This window comes from Methylorubrum sp. GM97 (assembly GCF_024347855.1).
Classification (GTDB): domain Bacteria; phylum Pseudomonadota; class Alphaproteobacteria; order Rhizobiales; family Beijerinckiaceae; genus Methylobacterium; species Methylobacterium extorquens.
In genome coordinates, this window is sequence record NZ_AP025942.1 from 3,143,417 (window position 1) to 3,160,119 (window position 16,703).

Here is a 16,703-nt window from a genome sequence, read left to right on the forward strand (position 1 = left end):
AGTCGCGATAAGCTCACGTCTTCGATGGCCTCAGGCGTTGCCGACGTGCTCGGCCAGCCGCTGATTGGTCTGCTCCAGACGCAGGGCGAGTTCGCGCATGACGGCGATGCTGATCTGCGGAAATTGCGCGAGCAACTCGATGAACACGTCGCGGTCGATCCGCAAAGCTGTCGTCGCCATATCCGCCGTGACGGTCGCCGAGCGCGGCTGATCGGCGAGAATGCCCATCTCGCCGACGAGAGCGTTGGGGCCGAGCAGGGCGAGACGGACGGGGCCGAACGGTCCGTCGATGGACACCGCCGCCGACCCTTCGAGGATGAGATAGGCCGCGTCCGCCGCCTCACCGCGCGCGAAGAAGGCCTGTCCCGCCTCGAAATGGACCCGCTCGCTGGTGAAAGCGAGGAGCTTGAGGCGGGACGTCTCCACCTCGCGGAACAACGGCACCTGCCGTAGGGACATCACCTCGGTGTCGAGGGTCATGGACTCACTCCGATGCGCCCCCTGGGCGGCAGGCGGAAAGGGCCGCGGGTAGACGCACCTGCGAACCGTGTCAAAGCCGCGGTTTGCTTGCCCTTCTGAAGTCCCTGAAAACGAGATCCGACACGACCTCGTCATCGCTCTTGCGACCGGCATCATAATGCCGCATGCACCGATCAGCGTTTCGTGGAAAGACCGATCTCACTTGGCCCCGGCGCCTCCCGCTTCACGCTCGCATTGGGCTGCGGCGAATCCACCGGCTCCTCATGCGTCGTCGGTGTCGGACTGTCCTCTGGCGCCGGCATGGCCGGCATCGGCGTCCTGTTCGGCTGAGGGTCGCCCTTGCTTCCCGAAGCCGCAGCAGACTTGGCTGCAAGTGAAGGCTTTACCATATATCGGTTCGTCATCCGGGTTCCTCTCGGCTGTGGATGGCCTGTGGAAACGCGCTCGCAAGTCAGCGCGAGCTGCTGGCGTGAGCCCAGCTAACGTCTGGACGAAAAAGGGGTTTCCCCGGACCCGGCCGTCGATACAGCCAAGGAACAATCGAGTGGGATGATGGTTGAGAGGGGTGTGAAGAGTTAGCCTGAGGAGGCGCTGATGGCATCTGGTAATTCCACCTCGAAGCGAGGTTTCGCTTCCATGAATATCGAACGGCAGCGCGAGATCGCCAGTAAGGGCGGTCGTTCCGTCCCGGCGGACAAGCGGTCGTTCTCGCAAGATCGTGAACTGGCCTCGTCGGCCGGCCGCAAGGGTGGTCAATCGACCGGTCGCACCGGCGAGGCTTAACCCGGCTGAGGCGGTGACGGGCGCGGGGTCCGCGTCCGACCGCCCAGCCTTCTCAAAACAAGAACTATCTTTCTATTCCACAGGCGCTGAGGGCGTCTGTTTTTTTGAGTGGTTGCGGACGCTCAAGATGCTGCGTCTGCGCGTGCCAATTCACGCCATTTGACGACGAGATCCTCGAACGCGCGAAGATCGGTTTCGTCGAGCTGGCCCAGGGTGCGTGCGACATAGTCAGCCTGCGCCGCGATCCCACGATCAGCAACCTCAGCGCCGGCCTCGGTGAGGTGAAGGGCATGGGAACGGCGATCGCCAGGGATCGGACGGCGCTCGACGAGACCGGCCTCGACAAGACGATCGATAAGGCCGGAGACGTTGCCCTTCGTGACGTAGAGCCGGGCGGCCAGTTCCTGTTGCGTCAGCCCCTCCCGCTCGCTCAAGGTCGACAACACGTCGAATTGCGGGATTGACAGGCCGAGTTCCCGCAACTCCGTGGCGACCGCGGCGGTGACCCGCCGGCTGAGACGGATGAAGCGAAACCAGACCCGAAGCGGATCGACGGGTTCGGCGTTCGATGCGGGGCTGTCTTGACGCTCGGACATGTCCGTCCAGCTTGTAGCAGAGGGATGCACCCCCGACAGCCGAGTGGCGCGCCCCACCCCCAACCTGTAGACTGCCGGACAGGTTATCCTCGTCTTCTTCGCCAACTCATTCGTTTCCGGGGCCATGCGCCGTCAGCTTCTCGATGAACCGGTGACCCGGGCCGGCCGCTACGCGCGAACGCTCGCGCTGTTCTCCCTGATCGTGACCGGCATGGCGGTGCTGATCGTGCGCAGCCCTTCGGCAGAGCCGTCAGCGGCCCTTGCCGTGCTGGGAAGCGGGGTCGCGCTCTCCGTCATCGCGGTGGCGCTCGCCCTGTTCGCGATGGCACGGGTCTGGCGGGAAGGCGCGGGCGGGCTCGGTGCCGCCGTCGGCGGCCTGTTCGTAGCGAGCCTGGTCCTGGCCTACCCGGCCTATGCTGCGCTCAAAGGCGTGCGCCTGCCGGCGCTCACCGATGTGACGACGGATACCGAGCGCCCGCCCGCCTTCTCACGCTCGCGCCTTGCCTTCGCCGCCCGCGAAGGCCGCTACCCGACCGAACCCGGCCCGGCGGCCCGAGAGGCACAGCGGGCGGCCTATCCGCAGATCGCGCCCCTCACCCTCGACGTGGAGGCCGACGAAGCCTTCGAACTCGCCCGCAAGGCGGCGGTGAACCGCAAGTGGCAGATCGTCGAGGCGATCCGGCCCGGCGGGCGGATCGGCAACGGCCGCATCGAGGCGGTGGCCCGCACCCGGATCCTGAATCTGCCCGCCGACATCACCGTGCGGGTGCATCCGCGGGCCGACGGCGCGCGCATCGACGTGCGTTCGGCCTCCCGGATCGGCGACCGCGACTTCGGCGACAATGCCGACCGCATCCGCTCCTATCTCGACGAGGTCGCCAACCTCGCCATCGCCCTGAAGTAGCGCTTCGAAGAATCGGGGTTCAGGCGAGGCGGAACGTTCCGTCGAGCAGGGGCGGGCCGTCGGTGACCGCGAGGCCCCGCTCCACCAGATCCTCGAGATGGGCGAAGACCGAGAGGGCCGCCGCCCCCCGCAGATGCGGTGCGAGCCCCTGGTAGACAGTGCCGACGATGGTTGCGATGTCGCGATCGCCCGCGGCCAGCCGGGCGCGGATCGCTGCCTCACGCTGGCGGCGGTGGGCGGCGAGGCCGCGCACGAAACGGCGCGGATCGCGCACGGGCCCGCCATGTCCCGGCCAGTACAGCGTCTCGTCCCGCTCCCGCAGCCGCTCCAGCGATTCCATGTAGGCCCGCATCGACCCGTCGGGCGGCGCGACGATCGAGGTCGACCACGCCATGACGTGATCGCCGGAGAACAGCACGTTCTCCTCGGGCAGGGCGAAGGCGAGGTGGTTCATGGTGTGGCCGGGCGTCGCGACGGCGGTCAGCGTCCAGCCCTCGCCGGTCAGGCTCTCCCCATCCGCCAATTCCCGGTCGGGCCGATGCTCGCGGTCGGCGCTGGCATCGAGGATGGGTAGCTCGTTCTCGGCGAGCTGCCGTGCGGCCCGGTGCGGGCCGCAGCCGACGATCGGTGCGCCGGTCCGCGCCTGTAGCAGACGCGCACCCGGAGAATGATCGCGGTGGGTGTGCGTGACGACGATCGCCGCCACCTCCTCGCCGTCGAGCGAGGCGAGCAAGCCCTCGACATGCCCAGCATCCGCCGGCCCCGGATCGATCACCGCGACCCGGCCGCGCCCGACGATGTAGGAGCAGGTTCCGCTTGCGGTGAACGGGCCGCCATTGGGACAGATCCGCCGCCGCACGAGGGGGCTGAGAGCCTCCGTCCGCCCCGAGACGGGCAACGTGCTCTCGAAACCAGGGGAGGGGGCCTGCGCGTCCGCGGACGATTCACTCATAGACGACGGCTTCGATACGACGAGGATGCCGCCCGCCTACGACAGCCCGGCGCTTTCGCCAACTCGTCGAGCCCGGCGATCAATGCCCGAACGGCGACGGTGACACGACGCGGACCGCCGCGAACCCTTCGCCGCGGGAAACGACCGGCGCGAAACCGGCGGAAGCCCCGTCAGCCGGTAGCGTTGGGATTTGCGCTTCGGCGACCCGGAGGCGCCGCGAGCCGTGCCCCTTCGCGGCTAGAGCCTCACGGAACGCCACTTTCGCCGCATCGCGGCGCAGGGCGCCGACGCGATCCTCAATGGCGTTGCGATGGTGCCGGCTCAAGGTGGCGACGCGGTAATCAACGAGCGCGGGCCCTGCGCGGGAGAGACCCGCGACGAGATCCGCTCCCTCCTCCGACGCGACGACGTCGCCGGGGCGCAGCGTTCGGTCCTCGGCCAACGGCATCAACAGCGCCGTGGCACCCGGCGGCTGACAGGAGCAGTTCTCGACGCGGGTGCGGCGATAGAGGTTAGCCGTGGCGGCACGCAGATAGGGCCGGCCGTCGAGGGCAACGGACCGCTCGAGTTCGGCCCGCCCCGGCGCCAGGGTGAGCAACTCGGTCGGTGCATTGGGACAGGCTGCGGCGCAGGCCGCCGCGTGAACAGGGAGATCGGCCCGCGCATGCAGGCGGCCGAGGGGGAAGACGTAGCCGTCGCAACGGCGCATGCAGACGGTCCGCGTCCCTGCGGCGAAGGAGGCCGGAGAGGCCGCCCTCGCTCGGGTGCGAATGGGCGTCGAACGCGCATCCAGGCGCGGCGTCCGCTGCACGAAGCGATGTCCGGCGATGCGCCGTGGATCGGGGAGCGACGCGTAGCGCCGGGGTGCCTTCGGCGCCGGCTTTGCGATCGTCGCCGGCGCGGGGCTCGCCGCCCCGAACATCGTCTCGAACAGCCCGTCGAGCAGACCACGCTCCGAGGCCCGCACCATCGTCGTCGCGCTGATCGTCCCAAAGCCGATCAGCAGGCCTACCAGCGCGGTGTCGATGAGACTGCGGCGTGGCTGCACCCGTGCTGTGCCGGCACTGCTCTTGTCCACCCATGCGCCGGGCGCACGCTTGCCGAACCCCATCGTTGCCGCCCCCGTCGATCTGGCGCGTTCGCCACGAAGACGAGACCGGCCCGGCGTTTCGCCCGAGATCCAGCTAGTCGGCTGCTTGCGGGGAGGACAATGTCGGCAAACCACGCAGGAACGGCGGCATTCGCCGGCTGAAAATTCGCCAGACCGCAAAGCCTTGCGGCGGCACCCTCTTTCGATCCGTAGGGCGAACGACGCCGCCAATCGACCGGCACCGCCTCTGTGGACAACCTAATGGCGTGAAAAAAGCGCCGCCCGGTGGGACGGCGCTTGGATCGACAGCATTCGGGTCGATGAAAACCTGCCGTTCAGCGGCGGTGAACAGACTTCACGCGAACGGGAATGGGCTGGAGAACCGGCTGCGGTGAGAGCGCCGAAACGAGCCGTGCAGCGGCCTCCAGAACGGCTTTCGCTTGAGCGATACCGGGGACGAGGGTCTTTTTCTGTGCGGGCACGCTGGGGGCCTCCTTCACATCATCAAGTCTGATTGTCGTCTGATCGTCTAGGGGTGAGATGGTGACGAACTGCCGAATTTGCCAGTCGGTTCCAGGGGCGTAGCACGGTCGCAGGCACCCGGTAAAAAAGTGTTCACAGCGTTGGAAACGCAAAAGGAACCTGCGGCGAAAACTTGGCGTTATTGCTTCCAAGAGGCTGCGGCACGGGCCGCGCCAGTTCTTTGGAAGGAAGTTCGACATGCTCGGTTGGGCTGTAACGTTCCTGGTGGTTGCCCTCGTCGCGGCCCTGCTGGGCTTCGGCGGCATCGCCGGTACGGCCATGGAGGCCGCAAAGCTCGTCTTCTTCGTTGCGATCGTCCTGTTCGCGATCTCGGCCGTGATCGGCCTGATGCGCGGTCGTTCGCCGACCTTGTAGCCGTCCGCGACTACGACAAACGAGCCGCACCCGGCTGCGGGAGCGGCTCGCACCACTGACGAAAACAAAGATGACCGATCAGACGCTCGCCGGATCGTCCGGATTGGCGGGTTCGTCCTCAAGACGTGCGATCAGATCGCGAAAGCGATCTGGAATCGGCTGCTGCACGACGGAATCGTAGAGGGTGCGCAGATGGCTTCCGATGCGCCTCTGCGTCTGGTCATTCAAACCATTGCCGCCACGCCCTCGAGTGGGCCGGTCCCCGGAAGGGAACGCGCCGGCCGGCTCGTTCTCATTCATGCGTTCAAGATCCCCTTGGCGCCACATCTGCCGCGATTGTCTTGCAGCTTGACATGAGTCATGGCTGCAGCAGCAACGCCGACATGCGGTTAGGGTTCCGCATGGGCCAGGAACGGACGTCGAGCCCCCGCGTTAGGGGCGCAGCGACAAACGAAGAGCGAAGAGGCTCAGGGGAACTCATGTCCACAGCACAACTGGTCGTGCAGCACCTTCCGTATCTGCGCCGTTATGCGCGCGCGCTCACGGGCAGTCAGGTGGCGGGCGATGCCTACGTCGCGGCTACCCTCGAGACGCTGGTCAACGAGCCCGAGACCCTCGGCCGCAGCACGAACGTCAAGGCCGACCTCTTCCGCGTCTTCACGCGGATCTGGAATTCGCTTTCCGTGAACGGCCACAGCGATCAGGTGCAGCACGATTTGCCGGCCGAAGTTCGGCTCGGCCAGATCACGCCGCTTCCCCGGCAGGCGTTCCTGCTCTCGTGCCTCGAAGGCTTTTCGGAGGAGGATGCGGGCGTGATCCTCGATGTGGACGTGTCCAAGGTGCGCGATCTCGTGGACGAGGCGGGCCGCGAGCTCGCCGCCGACATGGCCACGGAAATCCTCATCATCGAGGACGAGCCGCTGATCGCCATGGATCTGGAAGCCCTGGTCGAAGGCCTCGGCCACAACGTCATCGGCGTGGCCCGCACCCGCACCGAAGCGGTCAAGATCGCCTCCGAGAGCAAGCGCCCCGGCCTGATCCTCGCCGACATTCAGCTCGCCGATGGCTCGTCGGGCCTGGATGCGGTCAATGACCTGCTGAAGACCTTCGAGGTGCCGGTGATCTTCATCACGGCCTATCCCGAGCGCTTCCTCACGGGCGAGCGCCCCGAGCCGGCCTTCCTCATCGCCAAGCCGTTCCAGCCCGCCAACGTGTCGGCCGTCATCAGCCAGGCTTTGTTCTTCCAGCAGAGCGCGCGCCGCCGCGAGGCGCACAACGCCTGAGCTAAAACTTCAGAACAGCAACCGAGGGCGCCGGCCGAGAGGCTGGCGCCTTTTTTCGTGCGCGACGAGCGCCGCGGCGAGCATATCCGCGGGCGGTCGGCTCGATGTAAACGCGCAAGAAAAAACGGGCCGGACCATTGTCCGACCCGTGAAAAGGTTCCGGCCGATGCACAAGGGGAATGCGGGGAGGACCAGAGTGGCCGGGTGATTCTCTAACGAATGACCATTGGCCAGGTTCCGAAATTGGCTCTGGACCCCGCAGATTTTTCATCCACAGGTGCTTTTTTATCACGACCCTCCGGCGCTCGCCCTCTCCACCCATCCGCTGCATTGCGGGAGCGGATGGGCCGATGAAGATCAAAATACTGATGTGATCCGAAGCGGGACAGTGAAGGAACCGAAGATCTGAAAGCAGCGTTGTGATGACAACCTGTCAAGCTCCCATCGGAGATCGCAAAGATGCTTCGGACCGGCTTCGCCCTCGGTGTGAGTGTTCCCGCTGCGATCATGACCCTGCTGCTTCTGCCGGTCGTCCGGCAGGAAGCCGATGCGATGGGAGCCCCGACGGCTCCGCGCGTCGCCTACGAGGCGCCGGCCACGCCGCTTCCGGGCATGCGTCCCTATTCCACCGCTCTGACCCCGATCCATGTGGCGACGGCGCCCCGCCCGTCCACCCGTTCGGAGTCAATGCCGACCCGCTCCGCTCAGGAAGAGTTGCCGGCCAAGCCCCGTCGCCTGACACGGGAAGGCTGCGAGGCGCCGCTCAGCTCGCTCGTCGGGCCGGAGGCGCGCCGCATGGTCCCCGGCCGCTGCATGACCTGACGGATCCGCACGGAACGGACATGCCGGACCGGTCCACGCCGCGACGGCATCGAGATTTCGGGGCGCTGTAAGTTCGCGTGCTTGAGCAACGGACCGCTTCAAGTCAGCTGCGAGACTTTTTCCACGTCGGCGGTCATCCCCGCCGGCGTCATGCGTTCGCGGCCGACCAACCGGTCGCCGGGCCCGAAGGTGCCGAGGGCCACGTCCCGATCCGGCAGGACGACCGTCGTCACCTTGTTGACGTGGACGAGCACGTAGCGCTGCAGCGGCAGCGAAGCCGCAGCCCAGCGCCGCAATTGGTCGTGATACGGCGCGCGCTTCCAGGCTCCCGCCTGACCGGGATCGACCTGCACGTTGAGGAAGCGGGTCACGGGGTCGAGGCTGAGCACCATCTTGGCCCGGTCCGGACGCCATTCGGGGCCGATCCAGGTTTCCGTCATCCAGAGGCAATGGAAGGCCCGGCAATGGTCGGGCCGCTCGGCATGGATGCCGCAGCCGCCGCCGGAGCGGACATGCCGGCACCACCGCCCTGCCGGGCTCTCGACGGCGGGCACGTCGTAGACCTTGCAGCACAAGGTGCACGGGCCGCAGGCGCGGCCCGGAGCGGGCACGGCGACGATGGTGGCCGGATCGAGCATCGCGAGCGGGTCGGTTGTGTCAATCGATGAGGCGAACGGCGCCTTCCTGAGGGAGATTGCGGCCGTTAGTGTGGCGAGGTTGCCGGCGCGCCCCGTCGGCGAAGACTTCCGGCTGCCGCATCATGCTGTCGAACATCGCCGCCCGCGACGTCGAGACCCTGATCCACCCCTATACCAATCTTTCCACCTTCCGGGAGACCGGCCCGCTAGTGCTGGAGCGAGGCCACGGCGTCTGGGTCTACGACACGGACGGACGCCCGTATCTTGAGGGCATGGCCGGGCTGTGGTGCACGGCCCTGGGCTACGGCAACGAGGAATTGGTCGAGGCCGCGGCCGAGCAGATGGGCCGGCTGCCCTTCGCCCACCTGTTCTCGGGCCGCAGCCACGATCCGGCGATCGAGCTGGCCGAGACGCTCAAGGAGCTGATGCCGGTCCCGACCTCGAAGATCTTCTTCACGTCTTCGGGCTCCGAGGCCAACGACGCACAGGTCAAGCTTCTCTGGTACATGAACAACGCGCTGGGGCGCCCGCGCAAGAAGAAGATCATCGCCCGCAGGAAGGGCTATCACGGCGTCACCGTGGCGACCGCTTCGCTCACCGGCCTTCCTGCCAACCACGCCGACTGGGACCTGCCGATCGACGGCTTCCTCCACACCGCCTGCCCGCACCAATACCGCGGCGCCGAGGCGGGCGAGACCGAGGAAGCCTATTCGCAGCGTCTCGCGGCGGAACTTGAGGCGCAGATCCTGGCCGAGGATCCCGACACCGTGGCCGCCTTCTTCGCCGAGCCAGTGATGGGAGCGGGTGGGGCCATCGTGCCGCCGGCCGGCTATTTCCCGGCGATCCAGGCGGTGCTCGACCGCTACGACGTGCGCCTCGTCGCCGACGAGGTGATCTGCGGCTTCGGCCGGCTCGGCACGTGGTTCGGCAGCGAGGCGCTCGGCATGCGCCCGAACACCCTCTCTTTCGCCAAGGCGCTGACCTCCGGCTATCTTCCGCTCGGCGGCATCAGCATCGACGAGCCGCTCTACCGGGCGATGCTCGACGAGAGCGTCAAGCTCGGCGGCTTCGGCCACGGCACCACCTATTCCGGGCATCCCGTCGCCTGCGCCGTGGCCAACCGCACGCTGCACATCTACCGGCGCGACCGTATTGTCGAGCGGGCCGGGGAGCGTGCGCCGCATTTCCAGGCGGCGCTGGCGCGACTGGCCGACCATCCCCTCGTCGGCGAGGCGCGGGGCATGGGGCTGATCGGCGGCATCGAGATCGTGGCCGACAAGCCCTCGAAGCGTCAGTTCGAGCCGAAGGCGGCAGTGGCGGCGCGCTGCGTCGCCTTCGCGCAGGACGAGGGGCTGATCGTGCGCTTCCTGGCCGGCGACCGCATCGCCGTCTGCCCGCCGCTGGTGATCGAGCCCGACGAAATCGACACCTTGTTCGAACGCCTGACCCGCGCCCTGGATCGCACCGCAGCCTGGATCGCGAAGGAGGGTTTGGAACCGATGCCCGCCCCATAAGCCTCATATCATGAGCGGCGTATCGGGACGGCGGTTCAAGTCACCGGCTCTTCCGGTGTAAATCGACTGAGGGCGTTGCAAGATGGGCCACGTTGCAATGCACTATCGCGTGGCCGAAAAGCGACCATAGGCCGTGCCCGATTTGTCGCCGTGCGCGAAATTCAGGCTCAGCCGAAGTCTTAAGCTGCCGTTCATGTAGTTGGGTCGATCAAAGGGCGGACGGCATCTTCGCAATCTCGCCACGAGCGGGGTGTTGAAGGGTCGTCCTCGCCATGTTCGCGAGGCCAACGATCAAGCCGACGCGGTCGCCAACCGGCCGTCCCGACGCGCAAACAGGACAGGATCCATGTACGCCCCCAGCCGAACCCCGACCTTCGCGGCCGAGCCGGGCATCGCCCGCCCGGTAACCGTGGCCGGGGATCGCGAGAATTTCCGCCCCGTCGCTCTGCCGGCGCTTGCCGCCGCGGTCCATGTCAGCAGCGCTGCCATGAAAGCGGCCCGCGCCAAGGCTGAGGCCCGGAACGCCGTCCGCGTCGTTCACGAGGACGAGCCCGTCGATTGAGGCTTGACGCTGCCGCCACGCCATCGGCTCTGGCGGCATGCTCATTCTCCCGACCCGCAGGCAGGTTCTCGGCGGATTCGGCGCCTCGGCGCTGACCCTCAGCTCCGGGGGCGCCTACGCCTTCATCGTCGAACCGCGGTTCCGGCTCGCGCTGACCCGCTACGGCCTGACGCCGCCGGGTTGGGCCCCCGGACACCGGCTGCGCATCGCGGTGCTCGCCGACATCCATGTCTGCGAGCCCTATATGCCGCTCGACCGGGTGGCAGAAATCGTGGCGGCGACGAACGCGCTCGCCCCCGACCTGATCCTCCTGCTCGGCGATTACCCGGCCGGCCGAAAGGTGACCTGGCACCGAGTGCCGTTGTCCGATTTCGCGCGGGTGGCCGAGGGCCTACGCGCACCGCTCGGCACCTACGCCGTCCTCGGCAACCACGATTGGTGGGACGATCCCAAGGCGATGCGTGCGGGCAAGGGCCCCGTCGAAATCCGGCGGCTGCTCGAAGCGCGCGGCATCCCGGTGCTGGAGAACGACGCGATTCGTCTGACACATGACGGCCGGCCGTTCTGGATCGCCGGACTCGCGGATCAGGAGCCGTTCCGCCCGCTCGGCAGCCGTCAGAGCCTCGCCGACCTTCCGGCCACGCTGGCACAGGTGACGGATGCGGCGCCGGTGATCCTGATGGCGCACGAGCCCGACATCTTCGTGAACGTGCCCTCCCGCGTCTCTCTCACGCTCTCGGGCCACACCCATGGCGGCCAGATCCGCGTGTGGGGCTACTCGCCGGTGCTGCCTTCCCGCTACGGCCAGCGCTTCGCCTACGGCCATGTGGTCGAGGACGGGCGCCACCTCATCATCTCCGGCGGCCTCGGCGTCAGCCAACTCGGCATCCGCGTCGGGGTACCGCCGGAAATCGTCCTGATCGAACTCGGCGGCGAACCACCCGCGGCCTGAGGGCTTGCGCGCCCCTCAGCCCTTCCGACGCGGCGCCGCGCCGACATGCAGGAAGCTGCGCTCCCCGGTCGCGGCTTCCGCGACGTGCTGGATGGTGTCGAGAAGCTGGGCGATCGGCCGAGGCCCGGCATGGGGCGCCAGCGCGTCCGGTGCGACTCGGCGGGCGACCGTGCGCCCGGCGACGAGTTGCGCCTCGCTGAGGACATCGAAAGTACGGCCGACTCGTCGGTTCATCGCTCTCTCCGCTGAGCCCAACCGTGACGCGATCATGGTAAACGCGGCGTTAACACCTACAGGACGAGGCGGTAGCGGCAGAAGTCGTCGGCGGCGACAAAGCGCTCATAGAGCCGCCGAGCCTGCGCGTTCCCGGCCCTCGTATGCCAGTAGAGCCGCGACCAGCCCCGCGCCTTGCCCCGCTCGACGAGGTCGGCGATCAGCGCCCGGCCGATCCCGCCGCCGCGCGCCTCGGGCGCGACGAACAGATCCTCCAGGTAGCAGACCGGCGTCGTACTCCACGTCCCCTCGTGCAGGACGTTGACCGTCATGCCGACGAGCGACCCGTCCCGCTCCGCCAGCCGTGCGAAGACCGGCGAGGCCGGATCGAGAATGCGCGCCCAGGTCGCGGCGGTGACCGCCTCCGGTAGGGTCTCACCGTAGAAGGCGAGGTAGCCGGCCCAGAGTCGGCGCCATCCGGCCTCGTCGGCAGCGGCGGGATCACGGATCGTCATGGCATCCTCCGCGCGGCGTCCTCGGCCCAGAGATGGATCGCGGCATAGGCCCGCCAGGGCCGCCAAGCCACCGCACGGTCGAGAAGTGCCAGCCGGCTTGGCCGCCCGTCGCCGGCATCGAGGGCACGCATCAGCCCGACATCCCCCGCCGGAAAGGCGTCGGCTTGGACCAGAGCGCGCATGGCGACGTAATGCGCGGTCCAGTCCCCGATCCCGGGCAGGGCCTTCAGCCGGGCAACCGTCGCGTCGAGTTCGCCGCCGGGCGCGAACAAGTCCGGCGTGGCGAGCATTGCCGCGGCAAGCCCCTGGATCGCCCGGCCGCGGGCGCGGGGCATGTTGAGCACGAGCGAGATCTCGGCGTCCACAAGCTGCTCCGGCGTCGGAAACAGGTGGGTGAGACCCGGCTCGTTCCCGCACGTCTCCGCGTCGAGGGGCGTGCCGAAACCCGCAACGAGGCGGCCGGCGAGACGCGTCGCGGCCGCGACCGAGACCTGCTGGCCGAGGATCGCCCGGACCGCCAGTTCGAACCCATCAAAGGCGCCCGGCATCCGCAGACCCGGCCGGCGCCCCACGAGGGCGGCGGTGAACGGATCGCGGCCAAGTCCGGCGGCGATCGCCCGCGGGTCGGCGTCGAGATCGAACATCCCCCGCACCCGCGCGAGGATGTTTTCGTGGTCGTCGTCCGAGCCGAGGCCGCGGATACGGACCGACAGAGCGTCCGCTTCATTCGTGACGGCGAGGGTGCCGCGGTGCCCGTCGAGGGCGAAGGTGCGGGCATAGCGCCCGGGCGTCACGGCTTCGACGCCGGGGCTCGCATGGTCGGCGAAGAAGCGTTCGAGATGCGCCCAATCGTAGGGCTGGGGGCAGGCCAGCGTGAAGCGGGTCCCGTCCTCTCGGGTCGCAGGCGAAGGGGTGCACGTCATGGATCAGTGGGGAGCGTGGCAGGAAATCGGCCCCACTGTTGGTCCGGCGTCAGCCCGGCGCAACCGGCTCGGTGCTCTCGAACTCCGCGGTATCGCCCACGAGGTCGGTGAGGGACACGGCCAGGCGCCGGGAATCCTTCAGGTGAAGCGTTGCATCCGGCGTGATCCAGAGCGGGTGCAGGGCCGCGTGCCGGCCGGTGAGGCTGCCATGGGCGACGACGATGCCGCTACGGCGCTCGATGACGACCTTGTAGCGGACCGCGACCGGCTCGATCCCCTGAGCGGACACGGCACCGCGTCCGCTCAGAACCTGGAGGACTTCGTTCGGCTCGAACATGGGGAGGGGTCAGCAGCCGGGAATGAGAGGCAAAACGATTTGCCACTTAATCCCGAACTACGGCACCCGCGTTCCAACGCCAAGATGCTGCAATGACAGTTCCCCGCTTCTCCCAGCCTGCATTGGGACATAGGAGCGCCGTCCGCCGCGACGGTGAACGGCTACGGCAGTTCGCGCACGGTGACCCGGCCGCGCTCGACCGAGAGCGCCATGCGCCCGTGCTTGAGCGCCAGAGCCTTGTCGCCGAACAGGGAGCGGCGCCAGCCCTGGAGCACGGCCACATCCGCCGCGTCGTCCTCGGCGAGCGCTTCGAGGTCATCGACGGTGGCGATGATCTTGGGCGCCACGCCTTCGGCTTCGGCCACCGCCTTGAGCAGCACCTTGAGAAGGTCGATGAGCGCGCCGTTGCCGCCACCGCGGGAGCGGCTGCGCTCGGGCACGGCGATCTGCGAGGGGTCGCGGGCAAAACCCCGCTCGACCGCGGCGAGGATTTCGGTGCCGGTGCGCGAGCGCTCGAAGCCGGCCGGGATGGTGCGCAGGCGCCCCAGGGCCTCGACGCTGCGGGGGCCGGCAGTGGCGATGTCGATCACCGCCTCGTCCTTGAGGATGCGCCCGCGGGGGACGTTGCGGCTCTGGGCCTCCGCCTCGCGCCACGCGGCCACTTCCATCAGCACGGCAATCTCGCGCGGTTTGCGCATGCGCCCCGCGAGCCGGCGCCACGCCTGGGCGGGCTCGGCCTGATAGGTCTCCGGCGAGGTGAGGACCGCCATCTCCTCGTCGAGCCAGAGGCCGCGGTCGGTGCTCAGCAGTTCGGCCGCGAGCACCTGATAGATCGTCACGAGATGGGTGACGTCCGACAGGGCGTAGGCGAGCTGCGCCTCGGACAGGGGGCGCCGCGACCAGTCGGTGAAGCGGGAGGACTTGTCGATGCGCGCCTTGGCGACATCGTTGACCAGCTGCTCGTAGGAGACCGAGTCGCCGTAGCCGCAGACCATGGCCGCGACCTGCGTGTCGAAGAACGGCTGCGGCAGCAGCCCGCCGAGCAGCCAGATGATCTCCAGATCCTGCCGGGCCGAATGGAACACCTTCACGGTGCTCTCATCGGCCATCAGGTCGAAGAACGGCTTGAGATCGAGATCTTTCGCGAGCGGATCGACGAGGCAGGCGAATCCGTCGGGCCCGGCCATCTGAATCAGGCAGAGCTTCGGATAGTAGGTCGTCTCGCGCATGAACTCCGTATCGACGGTCACGAACGGCTGCGCGGCGAATTGGGTGCAGGCGTCGGACAGAGCCTGCGTTGCGGAGATCAGTTCCATAGAACCGGCTATACCGAAGGACGCGCGTCACCGCGAGACGACGAGGGGCCTCTTGTCCCCACGCGATTGCGCTTCACGACGAAAACTTCGCTCCTTCACGCCGCCCGGCGGGGGACGCGCACGCTCCGAGCCTTCCGCTGCGCCTCGGCGCGGGCGAGCAGCCAATCCAGGATACCGGTTTCGATCCGCGTGCCCGAGGCGGGCTCGATGAGCCGTCGGATGCGGTCGGCGCGCAGGCCGCGATAGAGCCCATGCGCCCGGTCGGTGCCGCCAAGCAGGGTGCGGCCGGGCCCGAGCTTCAGCTCGCGCGCGTCGAGCGTGCGGGTCGTCCAGGCGCCGCGGGCGTCCTCGTAGACGACCTCGAAGCGGCCTTCGAGCGGCAGCGTGCGCCACTCGCCCTGCACCCCATCGTCCGACGCCGGCGCAGGGGCGCGACGGGAGCGGGAGGAGGGCGCGTCACTGGGGTGAAAGCGTCGAAATTCCATGGGCTTGATATGGGATTTCCCCTGGTTTTCCACAAGGATGTGCACGGCCCTTCGGCGCGGTCATGACGCGCCGCGGAATCGAACTTTGCCTTCGAAATCGAATTGTATCCGGGCTAAGGTCACGCTTGATCTGGGGCGGGCGGCGAACGGGATCGTGGGAGAGGCCAGGATGTGTGAGAGACGGTTCCGAGCGGCGCGCTGGGCGCTCGCGGGAATGCTGGCCGCAATCGTCAGTGCGTTCCTTCATCCGGCGCCCGCGCGCGCCCAGACGTTCCAGACGGCGGCCGCGCACGCGATCCTGATCGATGCCGATTCCGGCTCGGTGCTGTTCGAGAAGGCGGCCGACGAACCGTTCTCCCCGGCGAGCATGGCCAAGCTGATGACGGCGGAAATCGTGTTCCGCGCTATCAAGGAGGGGCGCCTCTCCATGGACACCGAATTCACGGTGACCGAGGACGCATGGCGCCGCGGCGGGGCCGGCGGCGGCGGCTCCTCGATGTTCGCGCAGGTCAACAGCCGCATCAAGCTCTCCGACCTGCTGCGCGGCCTGATCGTGCAGTCGGGCAACGACGCGGCGATCACCATCGCCGAGAACATGGCGGGCACCGAGGACGCCTTCGCCGGGATGATGAACCAGCGCGCCAAGGAGATCGGGCTGACGCGCTCGACCTTCCGCAACGCGACCGGCTACTCGGCCCCCGACCAGAAGGTGACCGCCCGCGACATGGCGCGGATCGCCCAATACCTCATCGACACCTACCCCGAATTCTACAAGATCTATTCCGAGCGTGAATTCACCTGGAACAAGATCAAACAGCAGAACCGCAACCCACTCCTGACCCTCGATATCGGCGCCGACGGCCTGAAGACCGGCTACCTCGAAGAGTCGGGCTACGCGCTCACCGGTTCGGCGGTGCAGAACGGCCAGCGGCTGATCATGGTGGTCTCGGGCCTGAAGACTGCGCGTGATCGCGCGGCGGAAGCCCGCAAGATGATGGAATGGGGGTTCCGCGCCTTCGAGCCGCGGCAGGTCTTCGCCGCGAACGAGACGGTTGCCGAGGTCTCGGTCTTCGGCGGCGAGAAGGGCTCCGTGCCGGTGGTGGCCAACAAGCCGGTGCGCCTGCTGCTGCCGCGCGGCACCTCGGATCGGGTGACCGCCAAGGTGGTCTACCAGGGGCCGCTCGTCGCCCCCGTGGCGCAGGGCCGCGAGGTCGGCCGCCTGCGCGTCACCCGCGGCGACAGCCTCGCCCTGGAGCAGCCGGTTTATGCCGGGGAGACGGTGGAGGCCGGCACCCTGTCGCAGCGGGCCCTCGACGCGGCGATGGAAGTCGGCACAGACCTCGTCCGCCGCGCCTTCGAGAAGGCCAAGGGCGGCAACGGCTCCGGCAACACGTCCACGGCCGGCACGGCCAGCGGCAACTCCTGAGATCGTCTTCCTGAC

General features: G+C 68.0%; 22 protein-coding genes. 10 read left to right on the top strand and 12 right to left on the bottom strand.

Annotation, left to right across the window (positions count from 1 at the left end; all coding sequences use genetic code 11):
• Positions 1-30: 30 nt before the first annotated feature.
• Positions 31-480, bottom strand: a complete 450-nt coding sequence (locus MSPGM_RS14500; RefSeq protein ID WP_003599453.1) for a Crp/Fnr family transcriptional regulator — start codon at positions 478-480, stop codon at positions 31-33.
• A gap of 183 nt (positions 481-663) precedes the next feature.
• On the opposite strand from MSPGM_RS14500, the gene MSPGM_RS25360 reads away from it, so the two are divergent.
• Positions 664-810, top strand: a complete 147-nt coding sequence (locus MSPGM_RS25360) for a hypothetical protein (protein ID WP_158020957.1) — start codon at positions 664-666, stop codon at positions 808-810.
• Positions 811-1,074: 264 nt separating this feature from the next.
• Entirely contained in the window at positions 1,075-1,263 is a 189-nt protein-coding gene (locus MSPGM_RS14510) for a general stress protein (RefSeq protein ID WP_012254235.1), read from the top strand.
• Positions 1,264-1,385: 122 nt separating this feature from the next.
• On the opposite strand, the gene MSPGM_RS14515 is transcribed toward MSPGM_RS14510, so the two are convergent.
• Complete coding sequence (locus MSPGM_RS14515; RefSeq protein ID WP_003599458.1) at positions 1,386-1,859, bottom strand: MarR family winged helix-turn-helix transcriptional regulator; 474 nt, start codon at positions 1,857-1,859, stop codon at positions 1,386-1,388.
• Between the two features lie 124 nt (positions 1,860-1,983).
• Between MSPGM_RS14515 and MSPGM_RS14520 the strand changes: the two genes are divergently transcribed.
• Entirely contained in the window at positions 1,984-2,763 is a 780-nt protein-coding gene (locus MSPGM_RS14520; RefSeq protein ID WP_003599460.1) for a DUF1499 domain-containing protein, read from the top strand.
• Positions 2,764-2,782: 19 nt separating this feature from the next.
• Here the strand turns inward: MSPGM_RS14520 and MSPGM_RS14525 are convergent, their stop codons facing one another.
• Both MSPGM_RS14525 and MSPGM_RS14530 read right to left on the bottom strand, forming a co-directional pair.
• A complete protein-coding gene (locus MSPGM_RS14525) occupies positions 2,783-3,715 on the bottom strand; it encodes an MBL fold metallo-hydrolase (protein ID WP_003599461.1) in 933 nt (310 codons plus the stop codon).
• A 79-nt stretch (positions 3,716-3,794) separates the two neighbouring features.
• Complete coding sequence (locus MSPGM_RS14530; RefSeq protein ID WP_003599463.1) at positions 3,795-4,826, bottom strand: DUF2865 domain-containing protein; 1,032 nt, start codon at positions 4,824-4,826, stop codon at positions 3,795-3,797.
• Positions 4,827-5,525: 699 nt separating this feature from the next.
• On the opposite strand from MSPGM_RS14530, the gene MSPGM_RS14535 reads away from it, so the two are divergent.
• Positions 5,526-5,702, top strand: coding sequence for a DUF1328 domain-containing protein (locus MSPGM_RS14535; RefSeq protein WP_003599466.1), 177 nt, complete (start codon positions 5,526-5,528; stop codon positions 5,700-5,702).
• 78 nt (positions 5,703-5,780) lie between these two features.
• Here the strand turns inward: MSPGM_RS14535 and MSPGM_RS14540 are convergent, their stop codons facing one another.
• Positions 5,781-6,002 carry a NepR family anti-sigma factor gene (locus MSPGM_RS14540; protein ID WP_261925687.1) on the bottom strand — a complete coding sequence of 74 codons (222 nt, stop codon included), beginning with the start codon at positions 6,000-6,002 and terminating at the stop codon, positions 5,781-5,783.
• Positions 6,003-6,181: 179 nt separating this feature from the next.
• On the opposite strand from MSPGM_RS14540, the gene MSPGM_RS14545 reads away from it, so the two are divergent.
• Positions 6,182-6,985 (top strand): response regulator, encoded by an 804-nt coding sequence (locus MSPGM_RS14545; protein ID WP_003599470.1) that lies wholly within the window; start codon positions 6,182-6,184, stop codon positions 6,983-6,985.
• Positions 6,986-7,444: 459 nt separating this feature from the next.
• A complete protein-coding gene (locus MSPGM_RS14550; protein ID WP_003599472.1) occupies positions 7,445-7,807 on the top strand; it encodes a hypothetical protein in 363 nt (120 codons plus the stop codon).
• 98 nt (positions 7,808-7,905) lie between these two features.
• On the opposite strand, the gene MSPGM_RS14555 is transcribed toward MSPGM_RS14550, so the two are convergent.
• A complete protein-coding gene (locus tag MSPGM_RS14555; protein WP_003599474.1) occupies positions 7,906-8,445 on the bottom strand; it encodes a hypothetical protein in 540 nt (179 codons plus the stop codon).
• Positions 8,446-8,567: 122 nt separating this feature from the next.
• Between MSPGM_RS14555 and MSPGM_RS14560 the strand changes: the two genes are divergently transcribed.
• The 3 genes from MSPGM_RS14560 (at position 8,568) to MSPGM_RS14570 (ending at position 11,473) form a co-directional block, all read left to right on the top strand.
• Positions 8,568-9,959, top strand: coding sequence for an aminotransferase (locus MSPGM_RS14560; RefSeq protein WP_003599476.1), 1,392 nt, complete (start codon positions 8,568-8,570; stop codon positions 9,957-9,959).
• 346 nt (positions 9,960-10,305) lie between these two features.
• Positions 10,306-10,521 carry a hypothetical protein gene (locus tag MSPGM_RS14565; RefSeq protein WP_003599477.1) on the top strand — a complete coding sequence of 72 codons (216 nt, stop codon included), beginning with the start codon at positions 10,306-10,308 and terminating at the stop codon, positions 10,519-10,521.
• Between the two features lie 37 nt (positions 10,522-10,558).
• On the top strand, positions 10,559-11,473 hold the full coding sequence (locus MSPGM_RS14570) for a metallophosphoesterase (protein ID WP_003599479.1): 915 nt from the start codon (positions 10,559-10,561) through the stop codon (positions 11,471-11,473).
• A 15-nt stretch (positions 11,474-11,488) separates the two neighbouring features.
• On the opposite strand, the gene MSPGM_RS14575 is transcribed toward MSPGM_RS14570, so the two are convergent.
• The 6 genes from MSPGM_RS14575 to MSPGM_RS14600 form a co-directional block, all read right to left on the bottom strand.
• Entirely contained in the window at positions 11,489-11,707 is a 219-nt protein-coding gene (locus MSPGM_RS14575) for a hypothetical protein (RefSeq protein ID WP_003599481.1), read from the bottom strand.
• 56 nt (positions 11,708-11,763) lie between these two features.
• A complete protein-coding gene (locus MSPGM_RS14580) occupies positions 11,764-12,201 on the bottom strand; it encodes a GNAT family N-acetyltransferase (RefSeq protein ID WP_003599483.1) in 438 nt (145 codons plus the stop codon).
• Positions 12,198-13,124 carry a DNA-3-methyladenine glycosylase family protein gene (locus MSPGM_RS14585; RefSeq protein WP_003599485.1) on the bottom strand — a complete coding sequence of 309 codons (927 nt, stop codon included), beginning with the start codon at positions 13,122-13,124 and terminating at the stop codon, positions 12,198-12,200. The genes MSPGM_RS14580 and MSPGM_RS14585 overlap by 4 nt, the downstream gene beginning before the upstream one ends.
• A gap of 49 nt (positions 13,125-13,173) precedes the next feature.
• Entirely contained in the window at positions 13,174-13,461 is a 288-nt protein-coding gene (locus MSPGM_RS14590) for a hypothetical protein (protein ID WP_003599487.1), read from the bottom strand.
• 161 nt (positions 13,462-13,622) lie between these two features.
• Positions 13,623-14,777: a ribonuclease D gene (gene rnd / locus MSPGM_RS14595; RefSeq protein WP_003599489.1), complete on the bottom strand. Its 1,155-nt coding sequence runs from the start codon at positions 14,775-14,777 to the stop codon at positions 13,623-13,625.
• 95 nt (positions 14,778-14,872) lie between these two features.
• Positions 14,873-15,262, bottom strand: a complete 390-nt coding sequence (locus MSPGM_RS14600) for a hypothetical protein (protein WP_261925688.1) — start codon at positions 15,260-15,262, stop codon at positions 14,873-14,875.
• A 169-nt stretch (positions 15,263-15,431) separates the two neighbouring features.
• Between MSPGM_RS14600 and MSPGM_RS14605 the strand changes: the two genes are divergently transcribed.
• Positions 15,432-16,688, top strand: a complete 1,257-nt coding sequence (locus tag MSPGM_RS14605) for a D-alanyl-D-alanine carboxypeptidase family protein (RefSeq protein ID WP_003599492.1) — start codon at positions 15,432-15,434, stop codon at positions 16,686-16,688.
• Positions 16,689-16,703 lie beyond the last annotated feature (15 nt).

What these genes read in the sequence shown, in the direction of transcription:
- MSPGM_RS14575 (WP_003599481.1), bottom strand. Translation starts at nt 11,707, where the DNA reads ATGAACCGACGAGTCGGCCGTACTTTCGATGTCCTCAGCGAGGCGCAA.
- MSPGM_RS14565 (WP_003599477.1), top strand. Translation starts at nt 10,306, where the DNA reads ATGTACGCCCCCAGCCGAACCCCGACCTTCGCGGCCGAGCCGGGCATC.
- MSPGM_RS14515 (WP_003599458.1), bottom strand. Translation starts at nt 1,859, where the DNA reads ATGTCCGAGCGTCAAGACAGCCCCGCATCGAACGCCGAACCCGTCGAT.
- MSPGM_RS14600 (WP_261925688.1), bottom strand. Translation starts at nt 15,262, where the DNA reads ATGGAATTTCGACGCTTTCACCCCAGTGACGCGCCCTCCTCCCGCTCC.
- MSPGM_RS14520 (WP_003599460.1), top strand. Translation starts at nt 1,984, where the DNA reads ATGCGCCGTCAGCTTCTCGATGAACCGGTGACCCGGGCCGGCCGCTAC.
- MSPGM_RS14500 (WP_003599453.1), bottom strand. Translation starts at nt 480, where the DNA reads ATGACCCTCGACACCGAGGTGATGTCCCTACGGCAGGTGCCGTTGTTC.
- rnd (WP_003599489.1), bottom strand. Translation starts at nt 14,777, where the DNA reads ATGGAACTGATCTCCGCAACGCAGGCTCTGTCCGACGCCTGCACCCAA.
- MSPGM_RS14555 (WP_003599474.1), bottom strand. Translation starts at nt 8,445, where the DNA reads ATGCTCGATCCGGCCACCATCGTCGCCGTGCCCGCTCCGGGCCGCGCC.
- MSPGM_RS14510 (WP_012254235.1), top strand. Translation starts at nt 1,075, where the DNA reads ATGGCATCTGGTAATTCCACCTCGAAGCGAGGTTTCGCTTCCATGAAT.
- MSPGM_RS14590 (WP_003599487.1), bottom strand. Translation starts at nt 13,461, where the DNA reads ATGTTCGAGCCGAACGAAGTCCTCCAGGTTCTGAGCGGACGCGGTGCC.
- MSPGM_RS14530 (WP_003599463.1), bottom strand. Translation starts at nt 4,826, where the DNA reads ATGGGGTTCGGCAAGCGTGCGCCCGGCGCATGGGTGGACAAGAGCAGT.
- MSPGM_RS14560 (WP_003599476.1), top strand. Translation starts at nt 8,568, where the DNA reads ATGCTGTCGAACATCGCCGCCCGCGACGTCGAGACCCTGATCCACCCC.
- MSPGM_RS14605 (WP_003599492.1), top strand. Translation starts at nt 15,432, where the DNA reads ATGTGTGAGAGACGGTTCCGAGCGGCGCGCTGGGCGCTCGCGGGAATG.
- MSPGM_RS14550 (WP_003599472.1), top strand. Translation starts at nt 7,445, where the DNA reads ATGCTTCGGACCGGCTTCGCCCTCGGTGTGAGTGTTCCCGCTGCGATC.
- MSPGM_RS14545 (WP_003599470.1), top strand. Translation starts at nt 6,182, where the DNA reads ATGTCCACAGCACAACTGGTCGTGCAGCACCTTCCGTATCTGCGCCGT.
- MSPGM_RS14585 (WP_003599485.1), bottom strand. Translation starts at nt 13,124, where the DNA reads ATGACGTGCACCCCTTCGCCTGCGACCCGAGAGGACGGGACCCGCTTC.
- MSPGM_RS14570 (WP_003599479.1), top strand. Translation starts at nt 10,559, where the DNA reads ATGCTCATTCTCCCGACCCGCAGGCAGGTTCTCGGCGGATTCGGCGCC.
- MSPGM_RS14540 (WP_261925687.1), bottom strand. Translation starts at nt 6,002, where the DNA reads ATGAATGAGAACGAGCCGGCCGGCGCGTTCCCTTCCGGGGACCGGCCC.
- MSPGM_RS14525 (WP_003599461.1), bottom strand. Translation starts at nt 3,715, where the DNA reads ATGAGTGAATCGTCCGCGGACGCGCAGGCCCCCTCCCCTGGTTTCGAG.
- MSPGM_RS14580 (WP_003599483.1), bottom strand. Translation starts at nt 12,201, where the DNA reads ATGACGATCCGTGATCCCGCCGCTGCCGACGAGGCCGGATGGCGCCGA.
- MSPGM_RS14535 (WP_003599466.1), top strand. Translation starts at nt 5,526, where the DNA reads ATGCTCGGTTGGGCTGTAACGTTCCTGGTGGTTGCCCTCGTCGCGGCC.